At 59.9% G+C, this 12,819-nt stretch carries 6 protein-coding genes, 2 tRNA genes and 3 rRNA genes; 8 read left to right on the top strand and 3 right to left on the bottom strand.

Annotated features, from left to right (window positions below; translation table 11 throughout):
* Positions 1-19: 19 nt before the first annotated feature.
* Positions 20-490 (bottom strand): hypothetical protein, encoded by a 471-nt coding sequence (locus tag WS66_RS33120; protein WP_059600836.1) that lies wholly within the window; start codon positions 488-490, stop codon positions 20-22.
* A gap of 672 nt (positions 491-1,162) precedes the next feature.
* Here WS66_RS33120 and WS66_RS33125 point away from each other — a divergent pair.
* The 5 genes from WS66_RS33125 to rrf all read left to right on the top strand — a co-directional run bounded on the left by WS66_RS33125 (position 1,163) and on the right by rrf (position 6,413).
* Positions 1,163-2,695: ribosomal RNA gene (locus tag WS66_RS33125) — 16S ribosomal RNA — on the top strand.
* A 63-nt stretch (positions 2,696-2,758) separates the two neighbouring features.
* Positions 2,759-2,835: transfer RNA gene (locus WS66_RS33130), tRNA-Ile, on the top strand.
* A 37-nt stretch (positions 2,836-2,872) separates the two neighbouring features.
* A tRNA-Ala gene (locus WS66_RS33135) sits at positions 2,873-2,948 on the top strand.
* A 281-nt stretch (positions 2,949-3,229) separates the two neighbouring features.
* Positions 3,230-6,111: ribosomal RNA gene (locus WS66_RS33145) — 23S ribosomal RNA — on the top strand.
* 189 nt (positions 6,112-6,300) lie between these two features.
* Positions 6,301-6,413: ribosomal RNA gene (gene rrf / locus WS66_RS33155) — 5S ribosomal RNA — on the top strand.
* Together the 16S, 23S and 5S rRNA genes with 2 tRNA genes alongside form the textbook arrangement of a ribosomal RNA operon.
* Before the next feature lie 239 nt (positions 6,414-6,652).
* Here the strand turns inward: rrf and WS66_RS33160 are convergent.
* Together WS66_RS33160 and WS66_RS33165 are read right to left on the bottom strand one after the other, a co-directional pair.
* A protein-coding gene (locus tag WS66_RS33160; RefSeq protein WP_108064606.1) for an IS3-like element IS407 family transposase occupies positions 6,653-7,773 on the bottom strand; the annotation gives its coding sequence in 2 pieces (ribosomal slippage) (positions 6,653-7,515 and positions 7,515-7,773; 1,122 coding nt in all).
* Between the two features lie 181 nt (positions 7,774-7,954).
* A complete protein-coding gene (locus tag WS66_RS33165; protein ID WP_059606005.1) occupies positions 7,955-8,959 on the bottom strand; it encodes an AraC family transcriptional regulator in 1,005 nt (334 codons plus the stop codon).
* A 135-nt stretch (positions 8,960-9,094) separates the two neighbouring features.
* Here WS66_RS33165 and WS66_RS33175 point away from each other — a divergent pair, with 135 nt between their 5' ends.
* The 3 genes from WS66_RS33175 to WS66_RS33185 are packed head-to-tail and all read left to right on the top strand — an operon-like array spanning position 9,095 to position 12,765.
* Positions 9,095-10,768, top strand: a complete 1,674-nt coding sequence (locus tag WS66_RS33175; RefSeq protein ID WP_059606008.1) for an acyl-CoA synthetase — start codon at positions 9,095-9,097, stop codon at positions 10,766-10,768.
* A 20-nt stretch (positions 10,769-10,788) separates the two neighbouring features.
* Positions 10,789-11,556 carry a 3-hydroxyacyl-CoA dehydrogenase gene (locus WS66_RS33180; RefSeq protein ID WP_059606011.1) on the top strand — a complete coding sequence of 256 codons (768 nt, stop codon included), beginning with the start codon at positions 10,789-10,791 and terminating at the stop codon, positions 11,554-11,556.
* 18 nt (positions 11,557-11,574) lie between these two features.
* Entirely contained in the window at positions 11,575-12,765 is a 1,191-nt protein-coding gene (locus tag WS66_RS33185; RefSeq protein ID WP_059606014.1) for an acetyl-CoA C-acetyltransferase, read from the top strand.
* The last annotated feature ends 54 nt before the right edge of the window (positions 12,766-12,819 follow it).

Raw genomic sequence — 12,819 nt, forward strand, 5'->3', positions numbered from 1 at the left:
CGCCTCCCGACCGTGCTGCTCAGTCTTCGAGAATGGACTTCGGCACGCTGGAGAGATCGCAGGCAGCCGCGTGCTCGAAATAGCCTTGCGCATCGTCGATCATCACGACCGCGACATCGATCAGCTCGTCGAGTCGCTGCAGCAGCGATTCGCGCCACTCGATGTCCTCATCGCGCTCGGGCGTCTTGTCGAGCTGCTCGATGATCGAGTCGGCCGTTTGCAGGAACGGGATCGCCTGTTGATAGTTTTCGATCGAGACCATCGCTGCGTTGCGCGCGCCGACGAGTCGTTCACGATGCTCATCCGCCAATTCGGACACGCCGCTGATGCGCGGCAGGACATCCGAGATGCGTTGCAGTAGCGGTGGGACCTGTTCTTCGAGCATGACGGCGCGCTCGCGCAGCGCGGCGTATTCATCGCGAAGATCGGCGTCGCCGGATTGAGTGGTGCTGTCCATCGTCGGTATGAGAGGGTTGTTCGATCGCGGCATGATACTCGACGGCTTGCACCCCCTTTGTTTGATTCGCAGCCGGGTGACCGGCGTAAGGCAAATGGGGGCGTGCTCGAACAGCAGATGTTGTCGCCCAACCGGTATAGGAGTTAAGAACGGCTCGCCCTGAATCTGTCGCGGACTCTCCGCGCTGAGGTAATGTAGAGCGCCCCACCACCAAGCCCCCGTGCGCGTTAGCGCACGGGGGCTTTTTCAAAATATTTTCACAAAGGGGGTTGCGCAGACCGGGGCGGGTGCATAGAATCACGCCTCTTTCGCGCTAACGGAAACGCAGCGCGGAGGAAGAAGGGAAGCGGTGCGATGGAGGGTCGGTTGTCGAGCCCCGGCGCACACGAAGTTGAACCCAGTCGTCGCAACGAAGCAGTTCAAAAAGTTGTTGACTGACTGAGAAACACGGTTCATAATCTCGCTTCTCTGCTGCTGAAAACGCAGCGCTGCTGAGAAACTCCAGGTTTCTCGCAGAAATGCTCTTTAAAAATTAACAGCCGATAAGTGTGGGCGCTTGATGGCCGCGAGCTGATCTTCGGATCAGATGGCGAAAGTATCAAGAGTCTCACACTAAAGTAAGTCAGGTTTATGAAGCAATTCATATTCCTGTCAGCTTTGAGTGAGCGACCGGTTCTTAACCGAACCGAAAACAGTAACAGGTTTAAACTGAAGAGTTTGATCCTGGCTCAGATTGAACGCTGGCGGCATGCCTTACACATGCAAGTCGAACGGCAGCACGGGTGCTTGCACCTGGTGGCGAGTGGCGAACGGGTGAGTAATACATCGGAACATGTCCTGTAGTGGGGGATAGCCCGGCGAAAGCCGGATTAATACCGCATACGATCTACGGATGAAAGCGGGGGACCTTCGGGCCTCGCGCTATAGGGTTGGCCGATGGCTGATTAGCTAGTTGGTGGGGTAAAGGCCTACCAAGGCGACGATCAGTAGCTGGTCTGAGAGGACGACCAGCCACACTGGGACTGAGACACGGCCCAGACTCCTACGGGAGGCAGCAGTGGGGAATTTTGGACAATGGGCGAAAGCCTGATCCAGCAATGCCGCGTGTGTGAAGAAGGCCTTCGGGTTGTAAAGCACTTTTGTCCGGAAAGAAATCCTTGGTTCTAATATAGCCGGGGGATGACGGTACCGGAAGAATAAGCACCGGCTAACTACGTGCCAGCAGCCGCGGTAATACGTAGGGTGCAAGCGTTAATCGGAATTACTGGGCGTAAAGCGTGCGCAGGCGGTTTGCTAAGACCGATGTGAAATCCCCGGGCTCAACCTGGGAACTGCATTGGTGACTGGCAGGCTAGAGTATGGCAGAGGGGGGTAGAATTCCACGTGTAGCAGTGAAATGCGTAGAGATGTGGAGGAATACCGATGGCGAAGGCAGCCCCCTGGGCCAATACTGACGCTCATGCACGAAAGCGTGGGGAGCAAACAGGATTAGATACCCTGGTAGTCCACGCCCTAAACGATGTCAACTAGTTGTTGGGGATTCATTTCCTTAGTAACGTAGCTAACGCGTGAAGTTGACCGCCTGGGGAGTACGGTCGCAAGATTAAAACTCAAAGGAATTGACGGGGACCCGCACAAGCGGTGGATGATGTGGATTAATTCGATGCAACGCGAAAAACCTTACCTACCCTTGACATGGTCGGAATCCTGCTGAGAGGTGGGAGTGCTCGAAAGAGAACCGGCGCACAGGTGCTGCATGGCTGTCGTCAGCTCGTGTCGTGAGATGTTGGGTTAAGTCCCGCAACGAGCGCAACCCTTGTCCTTAGTTGCTACGCAAGAGCACTCTAAGGAGACTGCCGGTGACAAACCGGAGGAAGGTGGGGATGACGTCAAGTCCTCATGGCCCTTATGGGTAGGGCTTCACACGTCATACAATGGTCGGAACAGAGGGTTGCCAACCCGCGAGGGGGAGCTAATCCCAGAAAACCGATCGTAGTCCGGATTGCACTCTGCAACTCGAGTGCATGAAGCTGGAATCGCTAGTAATCGCGGATCAGCATGCCGCGGTGAATACGTTCCCGGGTCTTGTACACACCGCCCGTCACACCATGGGAGTGGGTTTTACCAGAAGTGGCTAGTCTAACCGCAAGGAGGACGGTCACCACGGTAGGATTCATGACTGGGGTGAAGTCGTAACAAGGTAGCCGTATCGGAAGGTGCGGCTGGATCACCTCCTTTCCAGAGCTTCTCGCAAAATTGAGCGCTCACGCTTATCGGCTGTAAATTTAAAGACAGACTCAGGGGTCTGTAGCTCAGTCGGTTAGAGCACCGTCTTGATAAGGCGGGGGTCGTTGGTTCGAATCCAACCAGACCCACCATTGTCTGGCGGTAACACCTGAGGCAATCTGTACTCATGGGGGCATAGCTCAGCTGGGAGAGCACCTGCTTTGCAAGCAGGGGGTCGTCGGTTCGATCCCGTCTGCCTCCACCAATCACCAACGCTAAGGGCTTGGTTCAGACACTGAACCGAGAATTTTGCATTGGCGATTGAGCCAGTCAGAGGATACGTAGTATGTATCGGCTGTCGTTCTTTAACAATCTGGAAGAAGTAAGTAATTTGGATAGCGGAAGCGTCTTGAGATGGACGTGGAAACTATCCGGGTTGTGATTGTATCGATGTATCTCAAGATGATTCGAACTCTATGTTCGGCTCGATTTTGGAATACGGCACAACGCGAGAACTCAACCTGTAACGAGACAGACTCGTTATAGGGTCAAGCGAACAAGTGCATGTGGTGGATGCCTTGGCGATCACAGGCGATGAAGGACGCGGTAGCCTGCGAAAAGCTACGGGGAGCTGGCAAACGAGCTTTGATCCGTAGATGTCCGAATGGGGAAACCCACTCCTTTTGGAGTATCCATGACTGAATACATAGGTCATGTGAAGCGAACGCGGTGAACTGAAACATCTAAGTAACCGCAGGAAAAGAAATCAACCGAGATTCCCAAAGTAGTGGCGAGCGAAATGGGATGAGCCTTGCACTCTTTATTTGTATTGTTAGCCGAACGCTCTGGAAAGTGCGGCCATAGCAGGTGATAGCCCTGTAGGCGAAAACAGTATGAAAGAACTAGGTGTGCGACAAGTAGGGCGGGACACGTGAAATCCTGTCTGAAGATGGGGGGACCATCCTCCAAGGCTAAATACTCGTGATCGACCGATAGTGAACCAGTACCGTGAGGGAAAGGCGAAAAGAACCCCGGGAGGGGAGTGAAATAGATCCTGAAACCGCATGCATACAAACAGTCGGAGCCTCGTAAGGGGTGACGGCGTACCTTTTGTATAATGGGTCAGCGACTTACGTTCAGTAGCAAGCTTAACCGTATAGGGCAGGCGTAGCGAAAGCGAGTCCGAATAGGGCGTTCAGTTGCTGGGCGTAGACCCGAAACCAAGTGATCTATCCATGGCCAGGATGAAGGTGCGGTAACACGTACTGGAGGTCCGAACCCACTAACGTTGAAAAGTTAGGGGATGAGCTGTGGATAGGGGTGAAAGGCTAAACAAACTTGGAAATAGCTGGTTCTCTCCGAAAACTATTTAGGTAGTGCCTCGTGTCTCACCTTCGGGGGTAGAGCACTGTCATGGTTGGGGGGTCTATTGCAGATTACCCCGCCATAGCAAACTCCGAATACCGAAGAGTGCAATCACGGGAGACAGACATCGGGTGCTAACGTCCGGTGTCAAGAGGGAAACAACCCAGACCGCCAGCTAAGGTCCCCAAATATAGCTAAGTGGGAAACGAAGTGGGAAGGCTAAAACAGTCAGGAGGTTGGCTTAGAAGCAGCCACCCTTTAAAGAAAGCGTAATAGCTCACTGATCGAGTCGTCCTGCGCGGAAGATGTAACGGGGCTAAGCTATATACCGAAGCTGCGGATGCGTGCTTTGCACGCATGGTAGGAGAGCGTTCCGTAAGCCTGCGAAGGTGCCTTGTAAAGGGTGCTGGAGGTATCGGAAGTGCGAATGCTGACATGAGTAGCGATAAAGGGGGTGAAAGGCCCCCTCGCCGTAAGCCCAAGGTTTCCTACGCAACGTTCATCGGCGTAGGGTGAGTCGGCCCCTAAGGCGAGGCAGAAATGCGTAGCTGATGGGAAGCAGGTCAATATTCCTGCACCATTGTTAGATGCGATGGGGGGACGGATCGCGGAAGGTTGTCCGGGTGTTGGAAGTCCCGGTCGCTGCATTGGAGAAGGCACTTAGGCAAATCCGGGTGCGTAATTCAAGGGTGTGGCGCGAGCTTCTTCGGGAGCGAAGCAATTGGAAGTGGTTCCAAGAAAAGCCTCTAAGCTTCAGTCTAACGATGACCGTACCGCAAACCGACACAGGTGGGCGAGATGAGTATTCTAAGGCGCTTGAGAGAACTCGGGAGAAGGAACTCGGCAAATTGGTACCGTAACTTCGGGATAAGGTACGCCCTTGTAGCTTGACTGGCCTGCGCCAGGAGGGTGAAGGGGTTGCAATAAACTGGTGGCTGCGACTGTTTAATAAAAACACAGCACTCTGCAAACACGAAAGTGGACGTATAGGGTGTGACGCCTGCCCGGTGCCGGAAGATTAAATGATGGGGTGCAAGCTCTTGATTGAAGTCCCGGTAAACGGCGGCCGTAACTATAACGGTCCTAAGGTAGCGAAATTCCTTGTCGGGTAAGTTCCGACCTGCACGAATGGCGTAACGATGGCCACACTGTCTCCTCCCGAGACTCAGCGAAGTTGAAGTGTTTGTGATGATGCAATCTACCCGCGGCTAGACGGAAAGACCCCATGAACCTTTACTGTAGCTTTGCATTGGACTTTGAACCGATCTGTGTAGGATAGGTGGGAGGCTATGAAACCGGAACGCTAGTTTCGGTGGAGCCGTCCTTGAAATACCACCCTGGTTTGTTTGAGGTTCTAACCTTGGCCCGTGATCCGGGTCGGGGACAGTGCATGGTAGGCAGTTTGACTGGGGCGGTCTCCTCCCAAAGCGTAACGGAGGAGTACGAAGGTACGCTAGGTACGGTCGGAAATCGTGCTGATAGTGCAATGGCATAAGCGTGCTTAACTGCGAGACCGACAAGTCGAGCAGGTGCGAAAGCAGGTCATAGTGATCCGGTGGTTCTGTATGGAAGGGCCATCGCTCAACGGATAAAAGGTACTCTGGGGATAACAGGCTGATACCGCCCAAGAGTTCATATCGACGGCGGTGTTTGGCACCTCGATGTCGGCTCATCTCATCCTGGGGCTGTAGCCGGTCCCAAGGGTATGGCTGTTCGCCATTTAAAGAGGTACGTGAGCTGGGTTTAAAACGTCGTGAGACAGTTTGGTCCCTATCTGCCGTGGGCGTTGGATATTTGAAGGGGGCTGCTCCTAGTACGAGAGGACCGGAGTGGACGAACCTCTGGTGTACCGGTTGTCACGCCAGTGGCATCGCCGGGTAGCTATGTTCGGAAGAGATAACCGCTGAAAGCATCTAAGCGGGAAACTCGCCTTAAGATGAGATATCCCTGGGGACTAGATCCCCTTGAAGGGTCGTTCGAGACCAGGACGTTGATAGGTCAGGTGTGTAAGCGCAGTAATGCGTTCAGCTAACTGATACTAATTGCCCGTAAGGCTTGATCCTATAACAAGTCTGTTTCGACAGTCGTTAGCGCTTCAGCGCTTTACGAATGTCGAACGTCGAGTGCAAGGCACTCGACGTACAGCGGTTGAACTACCGCGTATGTGTGAGATACAACCTCACAACCCAACGAAATTACTGCTTCTTCCAAGATTGATTCTGTTGGCCACGCCAGCAGAACAACCCTCTTTGCCTGATGACCATAGCGAGTCGGTCCCACCCCTTCCCATCCCGAACAGGACCGTGAAACGACTCTACGCCGATGATAGTGCGGATTCCCGTGTGAAAGTAGGTAATCGTCAGGCTCCCTAAGCCAAGAACCCCCGCCCAAAAGGCGGGGGTTTTTGCATTTGAACAGCGAAAATACGCGAGATGGCAGATAGCCGTCTCCGTCTTGCAAGCTGCATGCTGTCTCGGACCGGCAGATCCCGCGGCAACCCACCCCAATAAACTTAGCCGGATTGCAGTCGATTCCGTTGTCACGCCCGCGCCGTGACTGACCTGCCCCCTTCAATAGGGCCAATGGGTTTCTAGCAAAGTCCTGTTAAACCAGCTCCTGGAAAGCGGCAGGAGCATCCGCGGTTGCCCGGTGTTTCGCCGCAAACTCTGACGGCGCAAGGTAGTTCAGTGCGCTGTGCGGCCTTTGCTCGTTGTAGTCCTGACGCCATGCCGCGATGACAGCCCGAGCGTGCGCGAGCGTCGTGAACCAGTGCTCGTTAAGGCATTCGTCGCGGAACTTGCCGTTGAACGATTCGATGTACGCATTTTGCGTTGGCTTGCCCGCCTGAATCAACTTCAGCGTGACGCCGTTCGCATATGCCCACTGGTCAAGCGCGCGGCTCGTGAATTCGGGTCCCTGGTCTGTTCGCACCGCCTTGGGATAGCCACGGAAGCGAGCTGCACGGTCCAATGCCCGAGCGACATACAAGCCTGAGATGCCATGGTCGACGACGATGTCGACAGCCTCTTTCGTGAAGTCGTCGACGACGGTCAGGCACTTCACGCGACGGCCGTTGGAAAGCGCATCCATCACGAAATCGATTGACCACACCTCGTTGGGCGCGCCCGGCAATGCCAGTTGCTCGCGCTCAATCATGACGCCATGGCGCTTGCGACGGCGCCGCACAGCCAGCCCTGCCTCACGGTACAGGCGATAGATGCGCTTGTGATTGGCGTGCGTGCCTTCGCGCTCCACCAGGGCGTGCAGTCGACGGTAGCCGAATCGACGACGTTCGTGTGCCAATTCCACCAGACGCGCCGCTAGCAGCTCATTCTCGTGGTCCGGCTTCGCGTCGTAATGCAGCACGCTGCGAGAAAGCCCGACAAGCCGGCAGGCGCGGCGCTCAGAGATATTGACCTTCTCCCGAATCGCCGACACTGCTTCGCGTTTGGCTTGCGGGCTCAGGGCTTTCCCTTGACGACGACCTTCAACGCTTCCATATCGAGCATTGCTTCGGCCAGCAGCTTCTTCAGCCGGGCATTCTCCACCTCAAGGTCCTTGAGCCGGCGGGCTTCCGAGACTTCCATGCCGCCGAACTTCGCGCGCCAGGTGTAGAACGACGCGTCACTGAACCCGTACTTCCTGCACAGTTCCTTGACCGCCATACCGGCTTCGGCTTCCTTCAGAAACCCGATGATTTGCTGTTCCGTAAAGCGCTTCTTCATGTCCGTCTTCTTCTCCGAAAACGAACTTTACTAGACTCCGGCTGGCCCTGTTTGTAGGGGGCAGGTCAGGCTAGGGTCACTCTTCGGGGCGGGCCAAATCGGCCCGATCGGTGCACTGGCGGGCGAATTCTGCCGGTGTCATCCACTGCAGCGCAGAGTGAGGACGCGCCCGCGCCGCAATTCAATGCTCCGCCTGCGCCGCATTGACATCCCGCCGAAATGCGCCCGGGCTCGTCCCGGTCCATTTCCGGAACGCGCGATGAAACGCGCTGGGCTCCGTAAAACCGAGTTCCGCCGCGATTTCCGCGACGCTGAGCGTGTGCCCGCGCAGCAGCGACTGGGCCAGCGCACCGCGCAGCTCGTCCTTGATCGACGCGAAGCTCTGCCCCTCGCTGCGCAACCGTCGCCGCAGCGTCGCAGGCGTCGTGCCGAGGCGCACGGCCAGCGTGTCGAAGTCCGGCCACTCGGCGGCCGGTTGCGCCTTGAGATGCGCACGCGTTTTCGCCACCCAGCCGGTGTCGTGCCGATAGCGCACGAGCAGGTTGCCGGGCGTGCCGCGCAGGAAGGGTTTCAGCGCCTGCGCGGAGCGGATCGTCGGCAGCGCGAGGTACGCGGCGTTGAACGCGAGCCGGCTGTCCGGGCGGTCAAAATGCACGGGCACGCCGAAGAACTGGTGGTAGTCGCTGCGCTGGTCGGGGCTCGGGCACGCGAAATCGATGCGCTGCAGCGGAATGCGTCGGCCGATCAGCCAGCAGGCGACGCCGAGCAGGATCAGCCAGAACGTCCGGTACGCGAACGCCGAATACGGTGCGCCCGCCTGCGTGAGGACGATCTGCGCCTGGCCGTCGGCGACCACGAGCTCGCCACGCGGTTCGTCGAGCACCACGCGCAGGAACTGCAGCGCACGCCGCAGCGCCTTCTCGAGCGTGCCCGCGTGCAACACGGCGTGGCACAGCAGCGTGAAGCTGCCGCGCCGCATCGGGCGGGCCGCGAGCCCGAAGAATTCGTCGTCGATCGCGTTGGCGATCGCCAGCCACAGGCGACCGTACTGTTGTGGCGTGACGGGCTCGCGCACGGTGGCCGGCAGGCCGGCAACGCGCAGCACGGGCTCGGTCGGAATCTGCTGCCGGCGCAGGCTCTCGAGCGCGTCCTCGACGAAATCCGGCGAGATCATCTGCGGCCCCATTTTTCATGTCCTCCAGACATGGCAAAAGCGATCACGATTCTAGATTCTGTTTGTCATTGATTGCAATGTGACGGCTGTCTACCATCATCGATATACCCCCGGTTCGCCGGCGGACATAACGAACAGGAGACACGCATGCGTGATGGAGCAACCACCCGGGTGGTGCCGGCTTACGCCGACGCCGTGGCCGGCTTCCGTATCGAGACCGCCGCCGCATATCTGCACGGCGACCTGGAGCAGGGCCTGAACGCCTGCGTCGAATGCTGCGACCGGCATGCGGCGGCGGACGCGAATGCGATCGCACTCGACTGGATCGACGTCGGCGGCCGGCACTGCAGCTTCACGTTCGCGCAGATGCAGGCGCTGTCTGCGCGGGTCGCAAACCTGCTGGTCGAGCAGGGCGTGAAGCCGGGTGACGTGGTTGCCGGCCTGTTGCCGCGCACGCCCGAACTCGTCGCGACGATCCTCGGCACGTGGCGCGCGGGCGCCGTCTATCAGCCGCTCTTCACCGCGTTTGGGCCGAAGGCGATCGAGCACCGGTTGCGCATGAGCGATGCGCGGCTGGTCGTCACCAACATCGCGAATCGCGCGAAGCTCGACGAGATCGTCGATTGCCCGCGGGTCGCGACGGTGCGCGAGTCGGGCGACGTGCTGCCGGCGCGCGACATCGATTTCCGAGCGGCACTCGACGCGCAGTGCGACGTATTTGAACCGGTCCCGCGCAAGGGCACCGACCTGTTCATGATGATGTCGACGTCGGGCACGACGGGTTTGCCGAAGGGCGTGCCGGTGCCGGTGCGCGCGCTGCTCGCGTTCGGCGCGTACATGCGCGACGCGGTGGACTTGCGCGCCAGTGACCGCTTCTGGAACATCGCCGATCCGGGCTGGGCATACGGCCTCTATTACGCGATCACGGGCCCGCTGCTGCTCGGCCATGCAACGACGTTGTACGAGGGCGCTTTCACGGTCGACAGTACCTACGACGTGATCGAACGGCTCGGCATCACGAGCCTCGCTGGTTCGCCGACCGCGTTCCGGATGCTGATGGCGGCCGGCACCGACGCGGCCGCGCGCCTGAAGGGGCAACTGCGGGTTGTCAGCAGCGCGGGTGAACCGCTGAATCCGGAAGTCGTGCGCTGGTTCCACGCGGCGCTCGGCGCGCCGATCTACGACCACTACGGCCAGACCGAACTCGGGATGGTCGTGAACAATCATCACGGGCTCGCGCACGTCGTCCATGCCGGCTCGGCGGGTTTCGCGATGCCCGGCTATCGCGTCGCGGTGCTCGACGAAGCCGGCCGCGAACTCGGCCCCGGCGAGCCCGGCATCCTCGCGATCGACATCGCGCGCTCGCCGCTGCTGTGGTTCGATGGTTACTGGCAGCAAGACACGCCGGCGATCGCGGGCGGCTATTACCGCACCGGCGACAACGTCGAACTCGAGCCGGACGGCACCGTGAGCTTTATCGGCCGCGCGGACGACGTGATCACATCGTCCGGTTACCGGATCGGTCCGTTCGACGTGGAAAGCGCGCTGATCGAGCATCCGGCCGTCAGCGAGGCCGCGGTGATCGGCGTGCAGGACCCGGAGCGCACCGAGATCGTCAAGGCGTTCGTCGTGCTGTCGAAAGACTTCGACGGCACACCGGCGCTGGCCGAAGAACTGAGCCAGCACGTGAAGCGGCGGCTGTCGGCACACGCCTATCCTCGCGCGATCGACTTCGTCGACGCGCTGCCGAAAACCCCGAGCGGCAAGATTCAGCGCTTCATGCTGCGCAAGCTGGAAGCCGAGAAGACCGCTCAATCCTGAATATTGACTATGGACTGCGAATGAACATCAAGGATCGCGTTTTTCTGATTACGGGTGCCGGTTCGGGCCTCGGCGCGGCGGTGGCGCGCATGGTGGTCGCCGAAGGCGGCAAGGCCGTACTGCTGGACGTCAATGAAGACGCCGGCGCGAGCCTCGCGCACGAACTAGGTACGTCCGCACGCTTCGTGAAGACCGACGTGACGAGCGAAGCCGACGGGCAGGCCGCCGTTGCTGCCGCGCGCGACGCGTTCGGCCGCATCGATGCGCTCGTGAACTGCGCGGGCGTCGCGCCGGGCGAGAAGGTCGTCGGCCGCGAAGGCCCGCATTCGCTCGACCGTTTCGCGCGTGCGGTGTCGATCAACCTGGTCGGTACGTTCAACATGATCCGGCTGGCGGCGGAAGCGATGTCGAAGCAGGACGCCGACGCGGAAGGCGAACGCGGCGTGATCGTCAACACCGCGTCGGTCGCGGCGTTCGACGGACAGATCGGGCAGGCCGCGTATGCGGCATCGAAGAGCGGCGTGGTGGGCATGACGCTGCCGATCGCGCGCGAACTCGCGCGGTTCGGCATTCGCGTGGTGACGATCGCGCCGGGCATCTTCGCGACGCCGATGATGGCCGGCATGCCGCAGGACGTGCAGGACGCGCTCGGCAAGAGCGTGCCGTTCCCGCCGCGGCTCGGCCGCCCGGAAGAATTTGCGGCGCTGGTGCGCCACGTCGCCGAGAATACGATGCTGAACGGCGAAGTCATCCGTCTCGATGGCGCGCTGCGCATGGCACCGCGCTGACACTGGAGGAATGCAATCATGACGACACAGGATCCGATCGTAATCGTTGGCGCGGCGCGCACGCCGATGGGTGGTTTTCAGGGCGACCTGGCCGCGGCCAGCGCGAGCGAGCTTGGCGCGGCGGCGATTCGTGCGGCGCTCGAACGCGCGAACGTGCCCGCCGAGCGCATCGATGAAATCGTGTTCGGCTGCGTGCTGCCGGCCGGCCAGGGTCAGGCACCGGCGCGGCAGGCCGCGCTGAAGGCGGGCTTGCCGCTGGCGGCGGGCGCGACCACGGTCAACAAGATGTGCGGCTCCGGGATGAAGGCCGCGATGTTCGTGCACGACCTGCTGCTGGCCGGATCGGCGGACGTGGCCGTCGCGGGCGGGATGGAGAGCATGACGAATGCGCCGTACCTGCTGCCGAAGGCGCGCGCGGGGATGCGCATGGGGCATGGCCAGGTGCTCGATCACATGTTCCTCGACGGGCTCGAGGACGCGTACGACAAGGGCCGGCTGATGGGCACGTTCGCGGAGGATTGCGCGCAGGCATATCAGTTCACGCGCGAGGAGCAGGACGCGTTCGCGATCGCATCGCTGACGCGCGCGCAGCGTGCGATTGCAGAAGGACGCTTCGTGTCGGAGATCGCGCCGGTGACCGTGAAGGCCGGCAAGACGGAAGCCGTCGTGTCGATCGACGAGCAACCGGGCAAAGCGAAGCTCGACAAGATTCCGACGCTCAAGCCGGCATTCCGAGAAGGCGGCACGGTGACGGCGGCCAATTCGTCGTCGATTTCCGACGGCGCGGCCGCGCTCGTGATGATGCGTCGCTCGGAAGCGGATCGGCTCGGCCTCGCGCCGAAGGCAGTGATCGTCGGGCATTCGACCTACGCGAACAAGCCGGGCCTGTTCGCGACGGCACCGATCGGCGCGATCCGCAAGCTGTCGGAGAAGACCGGCTGGAACCTGCGCGACGTCGACCTGTTCGAGATCAACGAAGCGTTCGCGGTGGTCGCGATGGCCGCGATGCGCGATCTCGACCTGCCGCACGACAAGGTCAACGTGCACGGCGGCGCGTGTGCGCTCGGCCATCCGATCGGCGCATCGGGCGCACGCGTGATGGTGACGCTGCTGGCCGCGCTCGAAACGCACGGCCTGAAGCGCGGCGTCGCGTCGCTGTGCATCGGCGGGGGCGAGGCGACGGCGATCGCGATCGAGCGGGTCGCGTAACGCGAACGCATTGATGTATCACGCGCGAGACGGCATCCATGCCGTCTCGCGACG

Source organism: Burkholderia sp. LA-2-3-30-S1-D2, assembly GCF_001523915.2.
GTDB classification, from domain to species: Bacteria; Pseudomonadota; Gammaproteobacteria; order Burkholderiales; family Burkholderiaceae; genus Burkholderia; species Burkholderia diffusa.